The sequence below is a fragment of the Allotamlana fucoidanivorans genome (assembly GCF_045788535.1).
In the GTDB taxonomy this organism is placed as follows: Bacteria; Bacteroidota; Bacteroidia; order Flavobacteriales; family Flavobacteriaceae; genus Allotamlana; species Allotamlana fucoidanivorans.
This window is the reverse complement of the sequence record NZ_CP074074.1, coordinates 354,566-380,000: the sequence shown is the minus strand read 5'-3', so window position 1 is coordinate 380,000 and position 25,435 is coordinate 354,566. Positions and strand designations below refer to the sequence as shown.

Sequence of the window (25,435 nt, the reverse complement as noted above, 5' to 3'; positions counted from 1 at the left end):
ATGAGCCTACGAGTTACCGTTTCTAGCAAGGTTAAGGTATTCAGTACTGGATCCGTAGCGAAAGCGAGTCTGAATAGGGCGTATAGTTAGTAGTGGTAGACGCGAAACCGTGTGATCTACCCATGGGCAGGTTGAAGCTGTAGTAACATACAGTGGAGGACCGAACCGGTTGACGTTGAAAAGTCTTCGGATGACCTGTGGGTAGGGGTGAAAGGCCAATCAAACTCGGAAATAGCTCGTACTCCCCGAAATGCATTTAGGTGCAGCGTTGATTATAGTTTTATAGAGGTAGAGCTACTGATTGGATGCGGGGGCTTCACCGCCTACCAATTCCTGACAAACTCCGAATGCTATAAAATGTTTATCAGCAGTGAGGGCATGGGTGCTAAGGTCCATGTCCGAGAGGGAAAGAACCCAGACCATCAGCTAAGGTCCCCAAATGTATGTTAAGTTGAAAAAACGAGGTGAAATTGCTTTGACAGCTAGGATGTTGGCTTGGAAGCAGCCATTCATTTAAAGAGTGCGTAACAGCTCACTAGTCGAGCGATTTTGCATGGATAATAATCGGGCATAAACATACTACCGAAGCTATGGACAAGAAATTGTGGTAGGGGAGCATTGTAGTGGCGTTGAAGGTTAACTGTGAGGTTGGCTGGAGCATCTACAAAAGAAAATGTAGGCATAAGTAACGATAATGCGGGCGAGAAACCCGCACTCCGAAAGACTAAGGTTTCCTCAGCTATGCTAATCAGCTGAGGGTTAGTCGGGACCTAACGCGAACCCGAAAGGGGTAGTGGATGGACAACAGGTTAATATTCCTGTACCTGCTCTTATTAAAAGTGACGGAGGCGTATATTTGGTGCGTGCTGACGGAATAGCACGTTGAAGCCAGTGGTAACACGGCGATAGTACACTAAGACTTCGGTTGCGGTGATAATCCAGAGAAGCGACTTCCAAGAAAAGCGAAAGAAGCAGCCCGTACCCTAAACCGACACAGGTAGTTGGGATGAGAATTCTAAGGAGCTCGAGAGATTCATGGCTAAGGAATTAGGCAAAATAGACTCGTAACTTCGGGAGAAGAGTCGCCACCCTTCGGGGTGGCCGCAGTGAAAAGGTCCAGGCGACTGTTTATCAAAAACACAGGGCTATGCTAAAACGAAAGTTGATGTATATGGCCTGACACCTGCCCGGTGCTGGAAGGTTAAGTGGAGGGTTTAGCTTCGGCGAAGATCTCAAATGAAGCCCCAGTAAACGGCGGCCGTAACTATAACGGTCCTAAGGTAGCGAAATTCCTTGTCGGGTAAGTTCCGACCTGCACGAATGGTGCAACGATCTGGACACTGTCTCAGCCATGAGCTCGGTGAAATTGTAGTATCGGTGAAGATGCCGATTACCCGCTGTGGGACGAAAAGACCCCGTGCACCTTTACTATAGCTTAGTATTGGTTTTGGATAAGTAATGTGTAGGATAGGTGGGAGACTTTGAAGCGGCATCGCCAGGTGTTGTGGAGTCATTGTTGAAATACCACCCTTTGCTTATCTAGAGTCTAACTTTCAATGAAAGGACAGTGCTTGGTGGGTAGTTTGACTGGGGTGGTCGCCTCCAAAAGAGTAACGGAGGCTTCTAAAGGTTTCCTCAGCACGCTTGGTAACCGTGCGTAGAGTGCAATGGCATAAGGAAGCTTGACTGAGAGACCTACAAGTCGATCAGGTACGAAAGTAGAGCATAGTGATCCGGTGGTTCCGCATGGAAGGGCCATCGCTCAAAGGATAAAAGGTACGCCGGGGATAACAGGCTGATCTCCCCCAAGAGCTCACATCGACGGGGGGGTTTGGCACCTCGATGTCGGCTCGTCACATCCTGGGGCTGGAGAAGGTCCCAAGGGTTGGGCTGTTCGCCCATTAAAGTGGCACGCGAGCTGGGTTCAGAACGTCGTGAGACAGTTCGGTCTCTATCTACAGTGGGCGTTAGAAATTTGAGTGGATCTGACTCTAGTACGAGAGGACCGAGTTGGACAAACCTCTGGTGTATCAGTTGTCGCGCCAGCGGCATTGCTGAGTAGCTACGTTTGGAAGGGATAAGCGCTGAAAGCATATAAGCGCGAAACCCACCACAAGATGAGATTTCTTTAAAGGGTCGTGAGAGATGATCACGTTGATAGGCTATAGGTGTAAAGGCAGTAATGTCATAGCCGAGTAGTACTAATAACCCATAGGCTTATTGTACGCCTGTTTTTTTAAAAGAGTACAACATAATTATTAATCATGTTCTTATTTTCAATATGTTAAAATATTTGCGCATAGCGCGGTTAATGGTGTTAGTTAATAGTTACTTGTTTATAGTAGCCAATAACAGAAAAAACAACCAATAACCAAAAATTTAAGGTGGTTATAGCGATGGGGCTCACCTCTTACCTTTCCGAACAGAGAAGTTAAGCCCATTAGCGCCGATGGTACTACACTTGTGGAAGAGTAGGTCGCCGCCTTTTTTAATCCTCAATCTTTTATTAGATTGAGGATTTTTTTTTACCACGCCCTTAACTTTACAACATACAAATACCTTACCCTTTACGCTATCCTGGAAATTTTAAAATATTTTTTTTGGCCTTAGAGACAACTTAGGTTAATGTTGTGTGGTTTTCGTAAAAATTTAATACCTTAGTTAACCAAATTATGTCCTTTATACAGGTCAAATTTGAGCTACTATCAAATAAACTACCAATTCGCATTGTATGAATACATTTCGGTTATTGAGATTAATTTTATCATGTACTTTATTTTTTTTACTTCTAAATGTCTGTCTTTCCTGTAAGGAGGAAAAAGAGCATAATCCTATTGTTACTATAGATACTCCTGTAAGAGAAAATGTTAAAATATATGGAGAATACGTGGGGCAATTAGCTGCCAAGAAAAAGGTAGAGATTAGAGCAAGGGTTGATGGCTTTCTAGAAAAAATGTTGTTCAAGGAAGGTAAGTTTGTCAATGAAGATGAGATACTTTTTGAAATTGATGAAACTCAATATGTAGCCCGGGTAAATAAAATAAAGGCTCAGGTAAAACAGGCAGAAGCCTCGGCAGCAAAAGCAAAAAGAGATATTGCACGCTTGAAGCCATTGTATGAACAACGAGCGGCTAGTCAATTAGATTTAGATAATGCCCAAGCCAGTTTGGAACGGGAAGAAGCCAATGTTTTAATGTATAAGGCAGATTTAGAACAGGCATTACTAGAACTCAGTTTTACTAATGTGAAATCACCCATTGCTGGTTTTGTTGGTGAACGTCAAGTAGATATAGGAACATTAGTAGGCTCTGGAGGTGCGTCATTATTAACCTCGGTATTTCAAACAGATACTGTTTTTGTACATTTTCACATGACCTCGCTTGACTATTTAAAAAGTAAAGCAAGTAACGTTGGATTAACGCAATCAAAAGATGAAGACAACGATAATTCTAAAAATATTTTTAAACCAACAGTTAGTATTACGAGGGCTGATAGAACAGACTATCCTATAATGGGGATCGTAGATTTTGCTAATCCACAAGTAGATTCCAAAACAGGAACATTTGCGCTTAGAGCTGAAATTCCTAATCCTAATAGTGAACTACTTCCCGGTCAATTTACAAAAGTAAAAGTGTTGCTAAATGTGGTTGAGAATGCTATTTTAATTCCGAATAAAGCCATTATCATTGAAAAAGGAGGGGAGTTTGTTTATGTTTTACGGCATGATAAAACTGTAGAAAAACGTTTTATTCAAACGGGAGAAAAATTAGAAAAAAGAGTTGTTGTAGCAAGAGGGCTATTTGCCGATGAACAAATTATTGTTGAAGGTCAACATAAAGTGCAGGCAGGACTTAAAGTAATTCCAACAAAAGAAAATGACTCCATTTGGAATAATCAAAATAAAAAGTCAGAAAATTTATGAGATTAGGAGTTTTTATTGACCGCCCTATATTATCCATCGTTATTTCAATTTTAATTGTACTGTTAGGTGCTATTTCCATAGTAATATTGCCTATTGAGCAATACCCACAAATAACACCACCCTTAGTAAAGGTAACCGCCAGTTATCCAGGAGCTGGGTCGGTAACGGTTGCACAAGCCATTGCCACACCGATAGAGCAAGAATTAAATGGAACGCCTGGTATGATTTACATGGAATCTACGAGTTCTAATTCGGGGTCATTAACCATTAATGTGACCTTTGATGTAGGAACAGATCCTGAGATTGCCGCGGTAGATATTCAGAATAGGGTGAAATTGGCCGAATCGAGATTACCAGCCGAGGTTATACAAAATGGTATTAAAATAGAACGGCAGGCGGCATCACAATTATTGACCTTGTCATTAACCTCTAGCGATGAAAAATTTGATGAGATATATTTGAGTAACTATGCTACCATTAATATACTAGATGTGTTACGTAGAGTTCCTGGAGTAGGGAGAGTCTCAAATATTGGGAGTAGGTACTACTCCATGCGTGTTTGGTTATATCCTGATGCCATGGCCGGATTTGGGCTTACGGTTAACGATGTTAGAGATGCTATTTTAGATCAAAATAGAGAATCAGCTGCAGGAGAATTAGGTCTGCAACCGATTACCTCTACAGATATTACCGTGCCATTAATTACCTCGGGACGATTAGAAAAAGTTGAAGAATTTGAAAATGTGATTGTTAGAGCCAAATCAAATGGAGCCATCATAAGGTTACGGGATGTTGCTCGAGTGGAATTAGAAGCTTCTAGTTATAGTCAGGAATCAGGTTTCGACAATAAAAATGCGGCTATTCTAGCCGTTTATTTATTACCAGGAGCCAATGCTCTTGATGTAGCGAGTAATGTGCGTGATGCCATGGATGAAATTAAGAAAAATTTCCCCGATGGCATTAGTTATAGCATTCCTTTTGATATGACAAATTATATTTCGGCATCCATAAAGGAAGTGTATATTACATTATTTGAGGCCTTGTTTTTAGTGGTGCTTGTGGTTTTCTTATCTCTTCAAAACTTTCGGGCAACTTTGGTGCCTATTATAGCAGTTCCTATATCTCTTATTGGAACATTTACATTCATGTTAGCTTTTGGTTTTTCAATAAACCTATTAACTTTATTAGGTCTTATTTTGGCTATTGGAATTGTAGTTGATGACGCTATCGTGGTGGTGGAAAGTGTGGAGCGATTGATGGAAGAACGCGGTATTACATCTAAAGAAGCCACACATATAGCGATGAAAGAGTTATCGGGAGCATTGATAGCCACTTCACTTGTATTGGTGGCGGTTTTTATACCCGTAAGTTTTCTTGGTGGTATTTCAGGACAATTATATAGGCAATTTTCTATAACCATTGTTATTTCTGTATTATTGTCAACACTTGTGGCTCTTACGCTCAGTCCGGCCTTATGTGTACTATTATTAAAGCCAAGAACAGGAGAAAAAAACAAAGTATTTAAGGCCATAAATAGGTGGCTAGATTTTGGTCAAAATTATTATTTGAATAAAATAAATGTTTTGATTCAGAAAAGGAAACGTACTTTTATCGCCTTTGGTTTGGTTTGTATTGCCATTTTTGTGCTTTTTAAATCTATACCTAGTTCCTTTATTCCTGAAGAAGACCAGGGGCAATTTACTGTTGAGCTAGAATTACCTGAAGGAGCAACGTTGCAGCGTACCGCTGAAGTCACTGAACGAGCGGTCGATTTTATCCTTCAAAATCCTAATGTTCAAAATGTTCAAAATGTCACGGGATCAAGCCCTAGAGTAGGGGCGTCTCAAGGTAGAGCCACGTTAACCGTGATGCTTAAAGATTGGAGTGAGCGTGATGGCGATGATGGAACGGTAGATGCTATTATGCAAGAAATAAATGAGGAGTTTTATTATTACCCCGAAGTACGGTTTTATTTGTCAAAACCCGCAGTTATTCCTGGGTTAGGAAGTTCGGGCGGATTTGAAATGCAATTGCAAGCTAAGGGAGATACATCTTTTGAAGAACTAGCCAAAGCAGTTGATACTTTAATTTATTATGCCAACCAAAGTAAGGAACTACAAGGCATATCGTCGTCCCTTCAAGCAGATGTTCCGCAATTGTATTTTGATGTGAATAAGGATGCGGCCCAGTTTCAAGGTATTCCACTAGCTGATGTATATTCTTCTATGAAAGCTTATTTAGGCGCATTATATGTCAATGACTTTAATATGTTTAATCGTATTTATAGAGTGAATATTCAGGCTGATGAGGCTTTTAGGCGCGATAAGGATAATTTGAATTTGTTTTTTGTAAGAGCAAATAATGGTAGTATGGTACCTGTTACCGCCATAGGCGACTTTAGTTATACAACAGGACCTGGAAGTATAAAGCGATTTAATATGTTTACTGCTGCGGTAGTTAGAGGTGAACCAGCTTATGGGTACAGTACTGGGCAAGCCATGACAAAATTGGAAGACTTAGTACGTGAAAAATTACCAGAGGGGTTTGGTATGGAATGGAGTGGTATCTCTTATCAAGAGAAAAAGGCAGGCGGCCAAATAGGGTACATAATGATTTTAGTTTTATTGTTTGTGTTTTTATTTTTAGCCGCGCAATATGAGAGTTGGAGTATTCCTATATCTGTTATTTTGTCGTTACCATTGGCTGTTTTTGGAGCTGTTGTAGGTATTTGGGTGGTTGGTTTAGAGAATGATATTTACTTTCAAATTGGCTTAGTTACCTTAATAGGTCTGTCAACTAAAAATGCCATTTTAATTGCAGAAGTAGCGAAACAACAACTTGAATTAGGTAAAGGTGTGTTAGAAGGTATTTTATATGCTGCTAAAGTGCGTTTCAGGCCCATTGTAATGACTTCTTTGGCTTTTATTTTGGGGATGTTTCCTCTTGTTGTAGCTACTGGTCCTGGAGCTGCGAGTAGGCATTCTATTGGTACAGGTGTGTTTTTTGGGATGTTGTTTTCAATTACGCTAGGGATTGTTGCTGTACCTTTTTTCTTTTATTTTCTATATGTGTCTAAAAATAAATCAACAGAACAACTAGAAGGGTAATGAAAAAATATATTATACATTTAATGGTTATTTTGTTTTTTGGTGCTTGTAAAATAGGCCATAAATATGAAGGCTCACAAATAAATATGCCCGATAAGTTTGCAGAACATACTTTAGATTCTACAAACTTAGCGAATAAAGAATGGTGGAAAATCTTCAACGATACTATTTTAGAAGGCTATATTAAAGAAGCCATAGCCAATAATAGAAATTTACAAATTGCTATTGCTCGGGTGGAGGAATTTCGTCAAAATAATAGAATTGCAAAAAGCGACTTATATCCAGCCATTAGCTTAAATGGAGAAACAGACTCTGAAAAAGTTAAAAGCGAAGATGCATCTAACGATACTGAATTATTTGTTGGGTTGTCATGGGAACTCGATCTTTGGGGACGAATTAGGTGGCAAAGAGATGCTGCTTTAGCTGATTATTTAGCTACAGAAGAAGCTAAAAGTGCCGTATTACAATCTTTAATTGTAGACGTGGCTAATACGTATTTTGAGTTAACAGCTTATAAAACAGAGTTAGAAATTGTTTACCGAACGCAAAAAGCACGAGAAGAAGGTGTGCGTTTGGCTAAACTTCGCTATTTGGGTGGTCTTACCTCAGAGACACCTTATAGGCAGGCAGAATCTCAATTGGCCAATACACTTACGTTAATTCCTGACGTCAAGTTTAAAATCATGTCAAGTCATAATAGATTAGCAACGTTAATGGGGAAGTTTCCTGAAGATTCTATCGTGGCTACGTCATTAAAGCAATATAAAGTTCCAGATACAATTCCTATGGGGCTGCCGTCGGAACTATTAATAAAGCGACCTGATATAAGACAAGCTGAACAGGAAGTCATTGCTGCAAATGCAGAGGTAGGTGTAGCATTAACCAATATGTTTCCTAAAATAAGTTTAACAGCAGAGGCTGGGGTAAAAAGTTCTGATTTATCAAATTTATTCAGTAGTCCTTATCGTTATTTATCGGCTCAATTGTTTAATCCTATTTTTAATGCCGGGGCATACAAAGCAAGACAGAAAGCAGCGCAAGCGGTTTTAAAACAAAAGATATTGGCTTATGATCAGGTGGTTTTTAAAAGTTTTGAAGAAACCAGTAATGCTTTGGGAGCCATTAAGAAATTTAAGAAAGTTAGGAGCTCTCTTGAATACCTAGAGGAGTTGGCACGAGGTTATTTAGAATTGGCAGAATTACAACATATCAATGGTGTTGTAAATTATATTGATGTGTTAGATGCCCAACGGGTATTGTTTGATGCAGAATTGCGTTTAAATAATGCAATAAGAGATGAAAAAATAGCTTATACTCAATTGTATAAAGCTTTAGGAGGCGGTTGGTAAGTAATTTCAAAAAGCTATAAAAACAAAAAATCACATAAACATTACTGTTTTTGGATTTTTTGTAGTACCTCTTGAATTCGAAGAATCTACAACAACACTGCAAGGAGGCGTTTAGAAGATGGATGATGTATTTTTACTTAGTTGCTAATGTAGCACTTGGATAATTTGGATTAAACACTGTAAGTAATAGGGGTAATCGGTTGGTTTTGCTTATTTGTTTTCTAACGTCTTAAGTTGTTGTATAAAGGTGAGAAAATAAAAAGAAATTTTTGAGACTTACGTTAAGAATCCATTATGGCAACTTTATGAAATAACATAATGTCCAGTCTAATATAGTAAGTCCAATTTTATTGGCATATATCCAATTAGAAACAAAATTCAACATCAGAAAAGAGACCTTAAAGATGAAATTGCACAGTTATTACAAATAGAGATTGATGGATTGCTTAATAAAGCCAAAATGGATAAGGTAATTGATACCAGTAAATACAATTCACTACTTGAAATAAATAGTAAAATATCAGGTATCCCTACTTTGCCTATAGGTATAAAGGCTATATGGAATACTTTAGGTATAATCGCAGTCACAACTCTCCCTATAATTATTCAATTGGTTTTGGAAAAACTAACAGTTCTATTTAGGGGAAGTCGACATAAGTACGTTAATTTTGAAGCAAATTATTCGATGTTGTCCCGAATGTTGTCCCTTTAAAGAAACAAAAAACCCTTAAAAGTTTGATTTTCAAACAAATAAGGGTTAATTTAAGTGGTACCTCCAGGAATCGAACCAGGGACACAAGGATTTTCAGTCCTTTGCTCTACCAACTGAGCTAAGGTACCTCGCTAAAGCGGTTGCAAATATATGTTCAAATTTGTTATTAGCCAAAATAAATTTCTAAAAATTTTAGTTTTTTTATAATATTTTTTAAGAATTTCGCTAATTGTTTAGCTACTAGAATTATACCGTTTTAGGTGAATTTATATGAGTCAGTTTTAGTAAATTTACGGCTTTTATAAGCTGGAATGAATTTAGTTATTGATGTAGGAAATTCTTTTGTGAAATTGGCCGTTTTTAAAAGTGATGAGATTCAATATCGAGAGGTCATTCGTTTAAAAGCTGTTTTAGAGGCAATTTCTGTGTTAAAAGCAAGATATTCAAATCTTAATAAAGCTATCATTTCTTCCGTTGGTCAATTGAATCAGTATCAAATAGCATCCATTCAAGGTGAATTTGATACATTAATTTTGGGTGTTGATACCCTATTACCTTTTCATAATCAATATAAAACGCCTAAGACACTCGGGGTTGATAGAATTGCCCTTGTAAGTGCTGCAATAAATTTATATCCCAATAATAATACACTCATCATTGATGCAGGTACTTGTATTACTTATGATTTTGTAAATAGTCAAAAACAATACTTGGGAGGCGCCATAGCACCAGGCTTAATGATGAGATACAAAAGCTTAAATAATTTAACCGCAAATTTACCGTTATTAAAGTTGTCAATGCCCCAGAGCATTACAGGAAATTCCACAACAGAATGTATGCATTCAGGAGTTGTTTTTGGTGTTATTAATGAAATAGAAGGCGCAATAGCTCAATATCAAGATAAATATTCAGATTTAACAGTTATTTTAACAGGAGGCGATGCTAAATTTTTGTCTAAACAATTAAAAAGTAGCATATTTGCCCATTCTAATTTTCTTTTAGAGGGATTGAACTATATTTTACAAATTAATTCAAACGAATGATCAAAAAACTGGTATTAGTTTTTATTGCTTTTTTTGCAATTCAGAGTTATAGTCAACAGGCCACCGCATCTCCTTATTCTTTTTATGGTATTGGTACTTTAAACTTTAAGGGTACAGTTGAAAACAGATCCATGGGAGGTTTGAGTATTTATACCGATAGTATACATGTTAACCTTAAAAATCCAGCGTCGTATGCTGGAGAGAATTTGGCTATTTGGGGAGATGAAAGTAGACCGGTAAAATTTGCTGTTGGTGGTGGTTACCAGAGCACTAGCTTAGAAAGTGAAACCAGTAAAGGGAGGGCTTCAGCCACTTCGTTAAGTTATGTGGCGCTGTCCATTCCAGTAGGTAAGTTAGGTTTCGGGTTTGGTATTTTACCCTACACTTCAGTGGGGTATAAACTGGAGTCTTTAAATGGTGATGGTAACCCTGAAAACAAGTTTACAGGAGAAGGAGGACTTAATCGTGTGTATTTTGGAGCAGGTTATTTAATAGCAAAAGGATTGTCAATTGGAGCCGATTTAAATTATAACTTCGGAAATGTAAAAAATAATATAGTCGCTTTTCAGTATGATAATGGTGTCCCAGTACAGTTTCAGTCTCGTGAAAATAATAGATCAGATTTAAGTGGTTTGAGTTTGAATATTGGTTTGTCATATAAAGCGATGGTAACAGATAAGCTAGAGTTGGTTACAGGTGTTACTTATACCCCAGAAAGTAGTATAGCTTCTAAAAATGAAAGGTCATTTTCAACCATAACCGTTAATTCAAATACGGGGCAAGAGTTTGCTATTAATACCGTGAATGTAGATTTAGAGGCTTTAGGTTTGTTGGAAACAGATTTGGTTTTACCTGCAAAAACGTCATTTGGTATAGGGATAGGGCAGCAGAGAAGTTGGTTCTTGGGTGCAGAATATACCACACAAAAAACGAGCGATTTTTCTAATCCTTTATATGATAGCATTGATACAGCCTATGAAGATGGTTCTGTACTATCTATTGGTGGGTTTTTTATTCCGCAATATAATTCTTTTAACAGTTTTTTAAAGCGCGGTGTGTATAGGGCAGGTTTAAGAATGGAAAAAACAGGTTTGGTAATTAATGACGAATCTATAAATGAGTTTGGCATGTCTTTTGGAGTAGGATTACCTGTTGGCGATTCAAGATTGTTATCAAATGCAAATATTGGTATAGAAATTGGTAAAAGAGGCACAAAAAAGAGCAATTTAATACAAGAGAATTTTATTAATTTCCAATTAAGTCTATCTTTGAACGATAGATGGTTCAACAAAAGGAAATATGATTAACAGAAGAAAATTATTATCATGAAAACAAAAATTACATCACTTTTTTTATTGTTTATAGGATTAAGTTTTGGCTTTGCACAGCAAGATGAAGAATGTATTACAAAACTTTCTATATTCCATGAATATGTAAAGGCAAAAAATTATGATGCAGCTTATGAGCCTTGGATGGCTGTAAGAAATAAGTGTCCAAAATTTAACAATGCTATTTATGTAGATGGAGAAAAAATATTAGATCATAAAATTGAACAATCAACAGGCGCAGAAAAGGTGGCGTTTATAAATGATCTTGTAAAGTTATGGGAGCAAAGAGGAGAGCATTTTGCTAGTAAAACACCAAAAGGGGAGTATGCAGCAAAAGCTTGTCAATTGATGTATGACTATAGAAAAGAGTTAAATAAAACCAATGAGGAGTTGTATGAATGTTTTGATGCCGCTTATAAGTTAGATAAAAAGACGTTTACAAACCCAAAAAGTTTATACACATATTTCTCTCTAATGGTTGATTTGTTTGATGCAGGAAAAAAACCAGCGAGTGACTTGTTTAATAAATATGATGATATTTTTGAAAAAGTTGAAGAAGAGCAAAAAGAGTATTCTGAAAAATTAAATAAAATAATTGAAAAAGAAGAAGCGGGAACTGCTATCACTAAGAAAGAAGAGAAATACAAAAAATATTATGAGAGCTATTTAAAAGCCTATGATCAAATATCTGGAAGTATAGATCAAAAATTAGGGGATAGAGCAAATTGCGAAAACTTAATACCATTATATCAAAGAGATTTTGAAGCCAATAAAACCAATGCGGTTTGGTTACAAAGAGCGGCAGGGAAAATGTCTGAAAAGGATTGTACTGGTGATCCTTTATTCTTCAAGTTAGTAAATGCGTATCATGAATTAAGCCCTTCTGCTAATTCAGCCTATTACTTAGGGTTATTAAAAGACAAAGAAAACAAAACCACTGAGGCTATTAAATTCTTTGAGCAAGCTATCAGCCTTGAAACTGATGATTTCAAAAAATCTAAATTGTATTACAGAATAGCTACAAAGCTAAAAGCAAAAGGAAGCTATGGTAGTGCAAGAAACTATTACAGACAGGCCTTGAAACTTAACCCTTCAAACGGTAGACCATATATTGCTATTGCTGCTATGTATGCTGCTAGTGCTAATAATTGTGGTGAAACTAACTTTGATAAAAGAGCTGTATATTGGTTAGCTGCTGAAGAAGCTCAAAAAGCCGCAAGAGTAGATGCTACTTTAAAAAGTGCTGCTGCTAAGTCGGTTGCAAACTATAAAGCTAAAGCGCCAAGTAAAGGTGAGGTATTTAGCTCTGGGCGCGCAGGTGAAACTATTAACATTGGATGTTGGATTGGTGCATCGGTGAAGGTGCCAAATATTTAATGAAACCACAAAAAAACTATTATAATATCTTAAACATAGTCACAGCAATTGTTGTGACTATGTTGTTTTCATGCAATAATAGTATACAACAGGTTCAAAAAATTGGCATATCTGATAATGAACCTATTGGTATAGATTTCAATTTAAATTTAAAGTATACAGATTCTGGTAGGGTAGAGGCCAATTTATTGAGCACTAAAGCTCTTGATTATACCAACAGAGATTTTCCTTTTAGGGAATTTGTTGATGGTGTAACCTTATATGTTTTTGATAAAGAAAACAAAAAAAGTACCGTAGTTGCAGATTATGCTTTGGTGTATGATGAAAGTCAATTAATAGATATGCGAGGCAATGTGGTTATTACAACTCATGATAATAATGTTCTTAAAACAGAACAGCTGTTTTATGACCAAACCAAAGGCTGGCTGTTTACCAATGAACCTGTTTCATTTAAAACAGAACAAGATATTATAAATGGAAACGGTTTTGATTCTAACGCAGATTTCACCAATGCCGAAGTTTTAGAGGTTACGGGAATCATCACTTTAGAAGAATAATTTAGTTTTTCAAAAAAGAACGTTCCTAAATTGAGTATCTTTACAGCCCTATACAATATGTTTTCAATGAAGTATTCTAAGATTTTTCTATACGCTTATTTGGCTTTTGCTGTCTTATTTTTATACGATGGCATTACAAAATTAGGCAATGGTACTAACGGTGCTTACATTTCCTTTGGTTTTGCAGTTTTAGCTATCTTTATGTTTTTCTTCCGAAGAAAATTTAGAAAGAAATTTGATAATAGAACCAATTCTAAATAAATGACTTTATATGTAATTATTATAATTGCATCGTTAATTCTTTCAGCTTTTTTTTCAGGAATGGAGATTGCATATGTGTCTTCAAATAAAATTCATATTGAAATTGAAAAAAAGCAGGACGATTTATTGGCTAAGGTCTTAACCAAGCTTACAGCAAAACCGTCTAAATTTATTACTACCATGTTAATTGGTAATAATATTGCATTGGTAATTTATGGATTTTTTATGGGAGACCTTTTAGTTAAGTGGTTTCAAACCTTATTACCTACCTCGTACAGTTTTCTAGATTATCTATTTACGGACTTAAGTTTGCTGTCTCAAACCATTATTTCAACGTTCGTTATTCTAATTACAGCCGAGTTTTTGCCAAAAGTATTTTTTCAAATTTACGCCAACAGTCTTATTAAGATATTAGCTGTTCCAGCGTATTTGTTTTATGTGTTGTTTTCGCTGATTTCAGATTTTATAATTTGGATTTCAGATTTTATTCTAAAAGTGTTTTTTAAAACCGAAGGCGACCAAATTCAAATGGCATTTACAAAAGTAGAATTGGGAAACTATATTAGTGAACAAATGGAATCTGTTGAAGCCGATGAAGAAGTAGATAGCGAGATTCAAATTTTTCAAAATGCCTTAGAGTTTTCTGAGGTTAAAGCGCGAGAAGTGATGGTTCCTAGAACGGAAATTATTGCGGTTGATATTAATGATTCTATTAAAGATTTAAATGCCCTTTTTACGGAAACAGGTCGCACTAAAATATTGGTCTATAAAGACACTATTGATGATATTTTAGGCTATGTACATTCTTTTGAATTATTTAAAAAAGCAAAAACTATTAAAGCCATGATAACTCCAGTGGAGTTTGTTCCTGAAACCGTACTTATAAAAGACGTACTTAGTGTGCTTACAAAAAAACGAAGAAGTATTGCGGTGGTTTTAGATGAATACGGGGGGACTTCGGGTATCATGACTGTTGAAGATATTGTTGAGGAACTTTTTGGAGAAATTGAAGATGAACATGATTCTGTAGATTTAACCGAAGAGGTTCTTGGGATAGAAACGTTTAAGTTTTCGGCCAGACTAGAAGTGGATTATATAAACGAAACCTATAAAATTAACTTACCAGAAAGCGAGAATTACGAAACACTTGGAGGCTTGATAGTTAATCATACAGAAGAGATTCCTACGCAAAATGATGTGGTGAAAATTGATAACTTTCAGTTTACCATAATAGAGGTGTCAAATACTAAAATCGATCTAGTAGAACTTAAAGTAATTAAAGAAGATTAAAATACAAACTTCTCCTTTTATTATTTAAAGGAAAATGGTATTTTCGCGCACGATATTTTGGTCAGTTTGCTGTAATTGGCTCTAACTTAAACAGGTAAATCCCTGAGGATTAATTAAAAAATTTAATTTACAAATGGCAGTTTTAAATAAGATAAGACAACGATCACTATTCTTAATATTAATAATCGCTTTAGCATTATTTTCTTTTGTTTTAGCCGATTTGTTTAAAAACAGTGATGCGCTTACTGCAAAATCACAAAACATAGTAGCTACCATCAACGGTAAAGATATTTCTAGAGAAGAATTTTTGCAAAAGGTTGAAATAGCTCAAAGACAAGCAGGTCCTAATGCTACTAGTACGCAAGTTATGAATAGAGTTTGGGAAGAGGAGGTGAGACAAGCCGTTATGGAAACTCAATTTGAAGAGTTAGGCATTACAGTTGAGAAAGATCAAATGCGTGATTTGCTTAAAACAGCCTTGGCTACAAGTCCTGAGTTTTTAAATGAAGCAGGTTTGTTTGATGAGAATAAACTAAATGAATACATTATAAACTTAAAAGAAACCTCGCCAGCAGCCTATCAAAATTGGGTAAGTTATGAAGAGCAGTTAGCTTCAAATGCCTTAACGCAAAACTATTTTAATATGGTAAAGGCAGGCTTAACAGGTACTTTAGCTGAGGGTGAATTAGAACATAAATATGAAGGAAATAAAGTAGATATTAAATATGTTCAGATCCCATATGTTTCGATTCCAGATAGTACGGTTCAAGTATCAAAATCTGATATTTCAGATTATATCAAAGACCATAAAAAACAATTTGAAGTTGAAGCTTCTAGAGATATTCGTTTTGTAGAGTTTGAAGAAAAGGCATCTGTTGAAGATGAAAATGCAATAACGGCAGAACTTCAAACGTATATTGATGGCCGATTGGTGGATGAAACAGGAAGAAAAGATACTATCATTGCGTTTTCTAAAGTTAAAAATAATGAAGAGTATATTAATTCTATTGCAGCATCAGATATAAAATTTAATGATCGTTTTGTATTTAAAGCAAGTCTACCAACTGAGTTTGCTGATGATATTTATAATTTGAATGAAGGTGAAGTATTTGGGCCTTATAAACACGATGGGTATTTTAAAGTGTCAAAAGTAGTAGCGGTTAAACAAATTCCAGATTCAGCCAAAGTAAGACATATTTTAATTCCGTATATCGGATCTCAAAGTGCTGCAGCCAATGTGACTCAAACAGAAGCAGAGGCTAAGAAAACTGCTGATAGCCTTTTAAGTATTTTGAAATCTAACCGTTCTAAATTTCCTGAGTTTGTTAAAGAATTTTCATCTGATCAAGGAAGTGTAGCGAGAGAAGGAAGATATGACTGGCATCCATATAATACAATGGTTCCTGAATTCAACGATTTTGAATTTGAAGGCAAAACGGGTGATTTAGGTGTTGTAAAAACAGTGTTCGGATTTCATATTATTGAGATTGAAGGTCAAAAAGATAAGAAGAAAGCAGTTCAAGTAGGAACTATTGCTAGACGCATTGAACCCTCTGAATCTACTACAGATAAAGTGTTTAGAGAAGCTTCAAGTTTTGAAATTAATGCAGGTAAAGGTGATTTTGAAAATTTATCTAAAGAGAGTGGCTTTGCAGTAAGACCTGTAAATGGTATAAAAGTACTTGATGAAAATATACCAGGCGTAGGCAACCAAAGACCAATTGTAAGATGGGCTTTTGAAGAAGATGTTGCAATAGGCGATATTAAACGTTTTAATGTGCCAGGAGGGTATGTTATTGCGCAATTAGTAGCAAAACATGAAAAAGGCTTAATGTCAGTTGAAGATGCTACCGCTAGCGTATTACCAATAGTTAGAAAACAAAAGAAAGCCGAAATAATTAAAGATCGCGTTTCTGCTAGCACATTAGAAGATTTGGCTGCTGCTGAAAATACAACGGTAAAAACAGCTACAGGAATTAACATGAAGAGCCCTACTATTTCTGGAGCTGGTAGAGAACCTTTGGTAGTTGGTTCTGCATTTGGTCTTGAAGCAGGAGAAACTTCTGAATTGATTGAAGGCGATAGAGGTATGTATATGATTCAAGTAACCAAAGTAACGCCTGCTGTTGAGTTAGATAATTATCAGGCCGCAGCCAACCGCGTAGAGCAACAAAAGTCTAATGTTGTAAATACTAAGTTGTACAATGCTTTAAAAAATGCTGCAGAGATTGAAGATAATAGAGCAAAATCGCAAGTGCAATAACAACAAAATTAAATAAGTACAAAAAAACCTCGTTATAGCGAGGTTTTTTTGTATCGGTTAATGTTATTTTAAGATAATAACTGTTGATAACTTAGCTGTAAGTTTTCTATCAAAAAACCTACTTTTGTATAGTTAAATAAATAAGATATGTCAGAAACAATAGAACGCGTAAAATGCTTAATTATAGGGTCAGGTCCAGCAGGATATACAGCGGCAATCTATGCAGCAAGAGCTAATATGAATCCCGTATTGTATCAAGGGACACAACCAGGCGGTCAATTAACAACCACCAATGAAGTTGAGAATTTTCCAGGCTATCCAGAAGGGGTTACAGGTCCAGAAATGATGATGCAATTACAAGCTCAAGCCCAGCGTTTTGAAGCCGATATTAGAGATGGTTGGATTACAAAAGTTGATTTTTCAAGTGCTATTCATAAAGTATGGGTTAATGAAGAGAAAGAAATACATTGTGATACGGTGATTATTTCAACAGGAGCTTCAGCGAAATATCTGGGCTTAGAATCTGAGCAAAAGTATTTACAACTGGGCGGAGGAGTATCGGCCTGTGCGGTTTGTGATGGCTTCTTTTATAGAAATCAGGAAGTGGTTATAGTAGGCGCAGGAGATTCAGCCTGTGAGGAAGCCCATTATTTGTCAAAGCTTTGTAAAAAAGTAACGATGTTGGTGCGTAGAGATGAATTTAGAGCTTCAAAAATCATGGCAGCTAGAGTTCAAAATACAGAAAATATAGAGATACTATTTAACACCGAGACAGATGAAGTTTTAGGAGACGGACAAGTAGTAACAGGGGTTCGTGTTTTCAATAATAAAACCAATGAGAAGCAGGACATTCCAGCCACAGGATTTTTTGTAGCGATTGGACATAAACCGAATACAGATATTTTTAAAGACTATTTAAAATTAGATGCAACGGGTTATATTGTGAATGAGCCAGGGACATCAAAAACGAATATAGAAGGTGTGTTTGTGTCAGGCGATGCTGCAGATCATGTTTATAGGCAAGCAGTAACAGCAGCAGGTACAGGTTGTATGGCCGCTTTAGATGCCGAACGTTATTTAGCCGCTAAAGATGCTAATTTTGAAGTAGCGACGTCTACATATAATTAATATAGAAATTTAATTAAAGCGATACCTCAAATTAAGTACCCCATAAATGTGTCGTGATTTTGGGATAACTTTTCCGAAGACCATGTTATGTTGGAAACTTATGGTGTATCGCTTTCTTGTTATATAGACAGTATTTGATATGACGGCATGTGCCTGATGAATATGGTCTAGTGCATATTTGTATTTAGGTCCAAACATTTTACCTTGAGCGGTGCCATTAAAGGCTGCTAAAGTAGTTGAAATATTCGTTTGTAAAAAGAACTCCCTCGCGGTAAATGAGGCTAGTAAATCGTTGTTAAAAGCAGAAGATTCGGTAAGGGTATTAAATTTTCCAAATCGAAACCCAAGACTTGGAGTTGCGTCAATATATAAATTGCCAAACCTTGCTTCTCCTGCGGCGTAAATATCAAATAATTTGGAGTTAGGCGTTAAATCGCAAGCCGTTTTTATATTAAAGTTAACAATAAGTTGGTTGGGAAGTTGATATTCCCAGCCTTCAACCAAATCACTTGTTGGTAAATATTTGTGTAACCAGTTTTGAATTTCTGCGGCAAATGCTGAAGGTCCCATTATACCTAATAACAATTCAGATTTCACAAAAGAACGTTCAAACGTGTATGTGGTATTAAGTTTTGTATAAAGTAGGCCAGCAAAAGGACGTTCAAATTTAAGGGTGTCTGAAAGAATTTCTTCCTTTGAAAAGGATTTTCTAGTTGGAGTGTAGCCTTCAGAACGTAATTCAACATCAAAAAAGTAATGTTTTTTAGAGGGAAATAGTTTTTGAAGGCCTAAAAATTGTTCTGATTTAAAGTAAAACTTTAGTCCAATGCCAAAGGTATAATACCGATCATAATTTTCCCAAATGCCAAGTGCATCGTTATCTGTTGATGCTTCAAAAGCATATTTGAATGTGTCATTTTCCTGAGCTTCTATATGAGACGATGACAGTAAACAGTATACTCCAAAAACAAGAACAAGAGGGTTAAAAAAAATATACTGTTTCATGGCTTTACAAAATCATGTCTTGATAGGCAATTATGGTATGAAATCCTTTTTGTTTAAAGTACGAAGTAGGATTTTCTTTTGATGCTGCTAAAATGAAATCACCGCCCCAGGCACCTAAACTTTTTATACTACCAGGAAAATCACTAAAAAACAAGGTTTTTACTGAAGTTTGTTTAGTCACTTCTGCGATTATGGTTTCATGTTTTTCAATTAAGGCTTCAAAATGAGTCAAGGTTTTTGAGTCTAATATTTGTTGCGTTAAAAGGCTGATTTCTTTCAATTTAGGTTCAATATGGCTTCTATAAGCTTTGTAATGCTTTATACCTTCTCTGCTATTTTGTTTTTTATTAAGATGAACAAAGAATAAATGATTTTTAAAATCAGGATTGAAATCAACAGGAACAATAACTGGTGTTTTTCCGTTTAATTTATACGTGATTGATGTGTCATTTTGGGCACATGCAATATCGTAGCCACTACCACCAAAAGTCATTTCTAAGAGTTTATACGGATTTACACAAGCATATTGTGCTAAGTTGTTTATAAGTGTAGATGAGGTTCCTAGGCCCCAGTTTGTTGGAAATTCTAACTTGGTAATGGCTTTAAATCCTTTTTGGTTTTTAAAGACATTAGGATTTAAATCTGCTATGGTATGGAATATTTGGATGAGTCTTTTGGATGTGTCATCTTCTGATTTTGAAGTAATTTTTAGGTTGTTATGAATTTTAAATTCGCCTTTGTACCAAAGGGTTTCGTTTTCATCATAACTTTCCCATAAAATACTATTGTTATCAAGAGGTTCAATAGTTAAAGATTGTCCTTTTTTGGTAGGAAGCGCCAGAGAAAGCGCGCCATCAAGAATAACATATTCTCCAGAGATTAAAAGTTTACCGTGGCTATAAAATGTTTTATTTTTCAAGATTTAATCTTAATTGGTTTAAGGCTTCAGATACAGCACTATGGGAAACGGTATGGTTTTCAAAATGTTTTACCAAAGCTTCTTTTTCGGATGCATTGGCTTCAAATTGATTTAAAATATTCATGAGGTGCATTTTCATATGGCCTTGCTGAATTCCTGTAGTGGTTAAAGACCGCAGTGCAGCAAAATTTTGAGCCAAACCTGCTACCGCAACAATTTGCATGAGCTCTTTAGCAGAGGGTTCGTTTAAAAGTTCTAAACCTAATTTAACTAAAGGGTGTAATCCTGTGAGGCCTCCAACCGTACCTAAAGCTAGAGGAATTTCAATCCAAAACGTGAACATGTCATCTTCTACTTTAGCATGGGTCAAACTACTATATTTGCCGTTTCTGGCAGCATAAGCATGAACGCCAGCCTCAACAGCTCTGAAGTCGTTTCCAGTGGCCAGAATAACAGCATCTATACCGTTCATTATACCTTTGTTATGTGTAACTGCTCTAAAAGGTTCCACCTCAGCAATGTTAACCGCTTGAACAAATTTTTTGGCAAAATCTTTACCTGACATTGTATCACCATCACCTAGGGCATCTACCTTGCAACTTACTTCTGCTCTTACCAGACAATTTGGAACATAATTAGAAAGAATGCTCATAATAATGTCAATTTGTTTCTCTTCTTCAGAAAACAAATCAAATTTTTGAGCTTCGGTTTTAAAGGTTTCAGCAAATTGCTCTAGGCAAGAATTTATAAAGTTGGCACCCATAGCATCAAGTGTTTCAAAAGATGCATGAAGTTGGTAATAATGTTCAATTTCAGACGTTTTATCACGTAGCTCAATATCTAAAATACCTCCACCACGTTTGCTCATATTTTGAGTGATATCTTTGCAATCAAGAATTAACTTCGGTTTAACGTGGTTAAAAAAATGGGCTAGTTTTTTAACATCGCCTAAAAAGTTAAAGTGCACCTGTCCTATTTTTGTAGTAGAAAGCACTTTCGTTTTAAAGCCGCCTCTATCCATCCAAAACTTAGCCGCTTTACTGGCTGCCGCCACTACAGAACTTTCTTCAATGGCCATTGGTATGGTGTAAAGCTTGTTGTTTATTAAAAAATTAGGGGCCACACCAAGCGGAAGGTAGTAATTAGTGATGGTGTTTTCTATAAACTCATCATGGAGTTGTTGCAATTTTTCGTTGCTATTCCAATATTGTTTTAAAACACTTTTAGCGCTTTCGGTATTAGAAAAATAGGTGTCAACAATCCAATCAATCTTTTTAGATTTTGAGAGTTTAGAAAAGCCATCAATAGGTTTGCTCATAATATATTAATTTGAAACACAAAGATACTATCTTAGTGTTAATTTGTAATGAAATGTTTTAAAATGGTGTTATTTAAGTGTTAATAAAAAGGTTTTTTGAAGAATTTTTAGTAATCTTGACAGCCTTTTGTAAAATAAATAGTTGAAAGGATAAATTATCTAGAATTAAATAATCTATAACTTCAATATTTTGGTGTTTAAAAAGGCTATATACCCAAAGAAATAGTTGATACACTGCATGAAATATTTAAAATTCTCTTGTGTTTTTTGTGCGTTTATAACGTCATTTTTATGTGCGCAAACTAAAGAACTTACCCTAGAAGATATTTGGAAACATGGAACCTTTCAACAAGAATACTTAGATGTACTGCATTCTATGACGAACGGACAGCAATATTCTGTGCTAAATTTTGATAACGTTTCAGGTGCCACTTCTATTGATATTTATGATTATAAAACCACAGAAAAAGTTAAAACTTTAGTGAGTTCAACAGATTTAGAGGTGTTGCCATATTTTACAAACTATATTTTTAGCCCAGATGAGAAAAAGATTATTCTGGCTATTAATGAAGCATCAATTTACAGACATTCGGTTTTAGGACATTATTTTGTTTATGATGTGACTGATAAATCAATGATGCTAATTTCAAAAGAAAGAATTCAAGAACCTACATTTTCTCCTGATGGTACCAAAGTGGCTTTTGTTAAAAGCAATAATTTATTTGTGAAAGATTTACAGGATGGTACCACCACGCAAGTTACATTTGATGGCGAGAAAAATAAAATTATAAATGGGGTTGCCGATTGGGTTTATGAGGAAGAATTTGGTTTTGTTAGAGCATTTGATTGGAATGTGGATGGGAATAAGATTGCCTTTTTAAGGTTTGATGAAACTCAGGTTCCTGAATTTTCTATGGATATTTACGGAACAGACTTGTACCCAAAACAACAAGTTTTTAAATATCCAAAAGCGGGCGAAGCCAATGCAATAGTATCACTTCATATTTCAAATTTAGAAAAAAATACGGTTGAACAAATAGAGGTTGGCAAACCCTATCATGATTTTTACATTCCTAGAATTAAATGGACAAATCATCCTGATGTTTTAAGTGCGCAATACCTGAACCGTCATCAGAATGCTTTAGATTTATGGATGATTAATGTAACTTCAAATACCGCTAATTTGGTTATAGAAGAAAGAGATCAAGCCTATGTTGAAGTTACAGATAATTTAACTTTTTTACCCAACAATAGTTTTATTTGGACGAGTGAAAAGGATGGTTTCAATCATATATATCATTATGATGTCTCTGGAAAACTTGTAAACCAGGTAACAAAAGGAAATTGGGAGGTTACAAATTATTATGGATTCGATGAAAACACCGAACGGATTTTCTATCAATCTGTAGAAAATGGTTCAATAAACCGAGATGTTTATGCTATCCATCTAAACGGAAGATCAAAAACACGATTAACAAACCAGTTAGGAACCAATGCTGCCGACTTTAGTGCCGATTTTTCTTTATTTATAAATACCTATTCCAACGCTACAACGCCAACGCAGTATACTTTACATAGTTCAAAAACGGGAAAGCTGGTTAAAGTTATAAAAGACAATGCCGCTTTAAAACAAACCGTTTCTGAATATAAACTTCCGCAAAAGGAATTTAGTACACTTAGTGTTAATGGGAACGAACTGAATATGTGGATGATAAAACCACTAGATTTTGATGAGTCAAAATCCTATCCCTTACTTATGTTTCAGTATTCAGGCCCAGGATCTCAGCGAGTTTCAAACACATGGACAAGCTCACGTGACTATTGGTTTCAATACTTAGCACAAAAAGGATATGTAATTGCTTGCGTAGATGGAAGAGGAACAGGGTATTTAGGAGCCAATTTTAAGAAAGTTACCTATAAATCCTTAGGGAAATTTGAGGTAGAAGATCAAATACAAGCAGCCAAAGAACTCGGAAAATTACCGTATATTGATGCTCAAAGTATAGGTATTTGGGGCTGGAGTTATGGTGGTTTTATGAGTGCTAATTGTTTGTTTAAAGGAGCCGATGTTTTTAAAATGGCTATTGCTGTAGCGCCAGTAACAAGTTGGCGTTTTTATGACTCTGTTTATACTGAACGTTATTTAAGAACTCCTCAAGAAAACTCTAAGGGGTATGATGAGAACTCACCAATATGGCACGTTGATAAATTAAAAGGGGATTTTCTGCTAATTCATGGTTCTGGGGATGATAATGTACATGTGCAAAATACCATGCGTTTGTCTGAAGCCCTTATTCAGGCAGATAAAGATTTTGAAATGGCTATTTATCCCGACAAGAATCATGGTATTTACGGAGGCAATACAAGTCTACATTTATACAGAAAAATGACGAAATTTATAGATAAAACCTTGGGCAAAAACAAAGGAAAAATAACACAACCAATTAACTAGAAAAATTTTATGACAAATTCAACTTCAATGAAGCAAAAAGAGCTGTTTGGGCATCCTGTAGGCTTATACGTTTTGTTTTTTACAGAAATGTGGGAACGCTTTTCTTATTATGGTATGCGCGCTATATTGGTGTTGTATCTGGTAGCAGAAACTAAAGGGGAAAATGCAGGACTAGGATGGTCAAATGGAGATGCGCTTGCCTTGTATGGTTGGTACACCATGATGGTATATGTGATGTCTATTCCTGGAGGTATTATTGCAGATAAACTATTGGGGCAGAAAAAATCTGTGTTAGTAGGTGGTGTCTTGTTACTCTTTGGACATAGTATTTTGGCTGTTGAGCAAATGTGGGCATTTTATACAGGCTTGGTTTTAATTGTATGTGGTGTTGGTATGTTAAAACCCAATATATCCACAATGGTAGGAGGGTTGTATAAAAAAGGTGATATCCGAAGAGACAAAGGATTTACTATCTTTTATATTGGTATTAATGTAGGTGCTTTTTTGTCTAGTTTAGTAGTTGGTTATGTTGGAGAAGTATTTGGGTGGCATTACGGTTTTGGATTAGCTGGAATAGGTATGGGACTCGGTATTTTACAATATCTCTTAGGGCAAAAGTATTTGGTGCATGTTGGTAATTTTCTCGGAGCATCAAAGAATGAAGAAGAAAAATTAGCTATGAAGCAACCCTTAAATAAAGTTGAAAAAGATAGGGTTGTTGTTTTATTGATTTCTTTCTTATTAGTCATTGTGTTTTGGGGGGCGTTTGAACAAGCAGGAGGGTTAATGAATATTTACACCATGGAAAAAACTAATCGCATGTTATTGGGCTGGCAAGTTCCTGCTTCTTGGTTTCAGTCATTAAATGCTATGTTTATAATCTTTTTAGGAACAAGTGTAGCGGGTTATTGGGCTAATAGAAAGTTAAAAGGAAAAGTTTCAACTTCATTATTTAAAATGATTGTTGGTTTAATTATCATGGGGTCTGGTTTTTTCTTTATGACCGCGGCTACAGCACAATATGAAGCAACAGGAACTTCAGCTATGTATTGGTTGGTTTTGGCTTATTTATTACATACCATAGGCGAATTGTGCCTCTCACCTGTAGCTTTATCTTTTATTACAAAATTAGCTCCAGTAAAGTATGCTTCTATAATGATGGGTGTATATTTTGCCATGACAGGCTTTGGCAGTAAACTAGCAGGGTTACTTGGGGAATGGTCTGAAAGTCAAGGAGAGTATACTATTTTCACAGGTATTGCCATTTTTTGTGTTACTTTGGGAGCTTTGGTGCTTATAGTAAGACAAAAATTAGAAGTTCTTACCCATGGTGTAGAGGATGAAGAAGTTGAAATGCATTACGATGAAACTGAAACCTATGAACTAGCTGAAAACTAATAAATA

Annotated in this window: 15 protein-coding genes, 1 tRNA gene and 2 rRNA genes (1 of these 18 only partly in view); 14 read left to right on the top strand and 4 right to left on the bottom strand. The window is 35.8% G+C overall.

Annotated elements, in window-relative coordinates:
- The 5 genes from KFZ70_RS01835 to KFZ70_RS01815 all read left to right on the top strand — a co-directional run.
- Nucleotides 1–2,225: ribosomal RNA gene (locus KFZ70_RS01835) — 23S ribosomal RNA — on the top strand (it extends 592 nt beyond the left edge of the window).
- 155 nt (nt 2,226–2,380) lie between these two features.
- A 5S ribosomal RNA gene (gene rrf / locus KFZ70_RS01830) occupies nt 2,381–2,488 on the top strand.
- A gap of 243 nt (nt 2,489–2,731) precedes the next feature.
- Nucleotides 2,732–3,922 carry an efflux RND transporter periplasmic adaptor subunit gene (locus KFZ70_RS01825; protein WP_139698816.1) on the top strand — a complete coding sequence of 397 codons (1,191 nt, stop codon included), beginning with the start codon at nt 2,732–2,734 and terminating at the stop codon, nt 3,920–3,922.
- Nucleotides 3,919–7,029 carry an efflux RND transporter permease subunit gene (locus tag KFZ70_RS01820; protein WP_139698817.1) on the top strand — a complete coding sequence of 1,037 codons (3,111 nt, stop codon included), beginning with the start codon at nt 3,919–3,921 and terminating at the stop codon, nt 7,027–7,029. The genes KFZ70_RS01825 and KFZ70_RS01820 overlap by 4 nt, the downstream gene beginning before the upstream one ends.
- Nucleotides 7,029–8,378 carry an efflux transporter outer membrane subunit gene (locus KFZ70_RS01815; RefSeq protein WP_139698818.1) on the top strand — a complete coding sequence of 450 codons (1,350 nt, stop codon included), beginning with the start codon at nt 7,029–7,031 and terminating at the stop codon, nt 8,376–8,378. The genes KFZ70_RS01820 and KFZ70_RS01815 overlap by 1 nt, the downstream gene beginning before the upstream one ends.
- Before the next feature lie 767 nt (nt 8,379–9,145).
- Here KFZ70_RS01815 and KFZ70_RS01810 read toward each other — a convergent pair.
- Nucleotides 9,146–9,218: transfer RNA gene (locus KFZ70_RS01810), tRNA-Phe, on the bottom strand.
- Nucleotides 9,219–9,401: 183 nt separating this feature from the next.
- Here KFZ70_RS01810 and KFZ70_RS01805 point away from each other — a divergent pair.
- From KFZ70_RS01805 to trxB, 7 genes are all read left to right on the top strand, one after another.
- On the top strand, nt 9,402–10,133 hold the full coding sequence (locus KFZ70_RS01805) for a type III pantothenate kinase (RefSeq protein ID WP_139698819.1): 732 nt from the start codon (nt 9,402–9,404) through the stop codon (nt 10,131–10,133).
- Nucleotides 10,130–11,440 (top strand): hypothetical protein, encoded by a 1,311-nt coding sequence (locus tag KFZ70_RS01800; protein WP_139698820.1) that lies wholly within the window; start codon nt 10,130–10,132, stop codon nt 11,438–11,440. The genes KFZ70_RS01805 and KFZ70_RS01800 overlap by 4 nt, the downstream gene beginning before the upstream one ends.
- A gap of 18 nt (nt 11,441–11,458) precedes the next feature.
- Nucleotides 11,459–12,838, top strand: coding sequence for a hypothetical protein (locus KFZ70_RS01795; protein WP_139698821.1), 1,380 nt, complete (start codon nt 11,459–11,461; stop codon nt 12,836–12,838).
- The gene (gene lptC, locus KFZ70_RS01790; RefSeq protein WP_139698822.1) at nt 12,838–13,395 is read left to right on the top strand and encodes an LPS export ABC transporter periplasmic protein LptC; all 558 of its coding nucleotides are present in this window, start codon (nt 12,838–12,840) and stop codon (nt 13,393–13,395) included. Before KFZ70_RS01795 ends, lptC begins: the two co-directional genes overlap by 1 nt.
- Before the next feature lie 261 nt (nt 13,396–13,656).
- Nucleotides 13,657–14,946 (top strand): hemolysin family protein, encoded by a 1,290-nt coding sequence (locus KFZ70_RS01785; protein ID WP_139698824.1) that lies wholly within the window; start codon nt 13,657–13,659, stop codon nt 14,944–14,946.
- A 133-nt stretch (nt 14,947–15,079) separates the two neighbouring features.
- Nucleotides 15,080–17,209 carry a SurA N-terminal domain-containing protein gene (locus tag KFZ70_RS01780; protein ID WP_139698825.1) on the top strand — a complete coding sequence of 710 codons (2,130 nt, stop codon included), beginning with the start codon at nt 15,080–15,082 and terminating at the stop codon, nt 17,207–17,209.
- 147 nt (nt 17,210–17,356) lie between these two features.
- Nucleotides 17,357–18,337: a thioredoxin-disulfide reductase gene (gene trxB / locus KFZ70_RS01775; protein WP_407515847.1), complete on the top strand. Its 981-nt coding sequence runs from the start codon at nt 17,357–17,359 to the stop codon at nt 18,335–18,337.
- Between the two features lie 9 nt (nt 18,338–18,346).
- On the opposite strand, the gene KFZ70_RS01770 is transcribed toward trxB, so the two are convergent.
- From KFZ70_RS01770 to KFZ70_RS01760, 3 genes are read right to left on the bottom strand one after another with little or no spacing between them, the layout of a single operon-like run.
- Nucleotides 18,347–19,342 (bottom strand): lipid A-modifier LpxR family protein, encoded by a 996-nt coding sequence (locus KFZ70_RS01770; RefSeq protein ID WP_139696844.1) that lies wholly within the window; start codon nt 19,340–19,342, stop codon nt 18,347–18,349.
- 4 nt (nt 19,343–19,346) lie between these two features.
- Nucleotides 19,347–20,261, bottom strand: coding sequence for a GYDIA family GHMP kinase (locus tag KFZ70_RS01765; protein ID WP_139696841.1), 915 nt, complete (start codon nt 20,259–20,261; stop codon nt 19,347–19,349).
- Nucleotides 20,251–21,579 (bottom strand): hydroxymethylglutaryl-CoA reductase, degradative, encoded by a 1,329-nt coding sequence (locus KFZ70_RS01760; protein WP_139696840.1) that lies wholly within the window; start codon nt 21,577–21,579, stop codon nt 20,251–20,253. The genes KFZ70_RS01765 and KFZ70_RS01760 overlap by 11 nt, the downstream gene beginning before the upstream one ends.
- A gap of 238 nt (nt 21,580–21,817) precedes the next feature.
- On the opposite strand from KFZ70_RS01760, the gene KFZ70_RS01755 reads away from it, so the two are divergent.
- Both KFZ70_RS01755 and KFZ70_RS01750 read left to right on the top strand, forming a co-directional pair.
- Entirely contained in the window at nt 21,818–24,031 is a 2,214-nt protein-coding gene (locus tag KFZ70_RS01755; protein WP_139696838.1) for a S9 family peptidase, read from the top strand.
- 27 nt (nt 24,032–24,058) lie between these two features.
- Nucleotides 24,059–25,429, top strand: a complete 1,371-nt coding sequence (locus KFZ70_RS01750; protein ID WP_407515845.1) for a peptide MFS transporter — start codon at nt 24,059–24,061, stop codon at nt 25,427–25,429.
- Nucleotides 25,430–25,435: the final 6 nt, after the last annotated feature.

What these genes read in the sequence shown, in the direction of transcription:
- KFZ70_RS01825 (WP_139698816.1), top strand. Translation starts at nt 2,732, where the DNA reads ATGAATACATTTCGGTTATTGAGATTAATTTTATCATGTACTTTATTT.
- KFZ70_RS01820 (WP_139698817.1), top strand. Translation starts at nt 3,919, where the DNA reads ATGAGATTAGGAGTTTTTATTGACCGCCCTATATTATCCATCGTTATT.
- KFZ70_RS01815 (WP_139698818.1), top strand. Translation starts at nt 7,029, where the DNA reads ATGAAAAAATATATTATACATTTAATGGTTATTTTGTTTTTTGGTGCT.
- KFZ70_RS01805 (WP_139698819.1), top strand. Translation starts at nt 9,402, where the DNA reads ATGAATTTAGTTATTGATGTAGGAAATTCTTTTGTGAAATTGGCCGTT.
- KFZ70_RS01800 (WP_139698820.1), top strand. Translation starts at nt 10,130, where the DNA reads ATGATCAAAAAACTGGTATTAGTTTTTATTGCTTTTTTTGCAATTCAG.
- KFZ70_RS01795 (WP_139698821.1), top strand. Translation starts at nt 11,459, where the DNA reads ATGAAAACAAAAATTACATCACTTTTTTTATTGTTTATAGGATTAAGT.
- lptC (WP_139698822.1), top strand. Translation starts at nt 12,838, where the DNA reads ATGAAACCACAAAAAAACTATTATAATATCTTAAACATAGTCACAGCA.
- KFZ70_RS01785 (WP_139698824.1), top strand. Translation starts at nt 13,657, where the DNA reads ATGACTTTATATGTAATTATTATAATTGCATCGTTAATTCTTTCAGCT.
- KFZ70_RS01780 (WP_139698825.1), top strand. Translation starts at nt 15,080, where the DNA reads ATGGCAGTTTTAAATAAGATAAGACAACGATCACTATTCTTAATATTA.
- trxB (WP_407515847.1), top strand. Translation starts at nt 17,357, where the DNA reads ATGTCAGAAACAATAGAACGCGTAAAATGCTTAATTATAGGGTCAGGT.
- KFZ70_RS01770 (WP_139696844.1), bottom strand. Translation starts at nt 19,342, where the DNA reads ATGAAACAGTATATTTTTTTTAACCCTCTTGTTCTTGTTTTTGGAGTA.
- KFZ70_RS01760 (WP_139696840.1), bottom strand. Translation starts at nt 21,579, where the DNA reads ATGAGCAAACCTATTGATGGCTTTTCTAAACTCTCAAAATCTAAAAAG.
- KFZ70_RS01755 (WP_139696838.1), top strand. Translation starts at nt 21,818, where the DNA reads ATGAAATATTTAAAATTCTCTTGTGTTTTTTGTGCGTTTATAACGTCA.
- KFZ70_RS01750 (WP_407515845.1), top strand. Translation starts at nt 24,059, where the DNA reads ATGAAGCAAAAAGAGCTGTTTGGGCATCCTGTAGGCTTATACGTTTTG.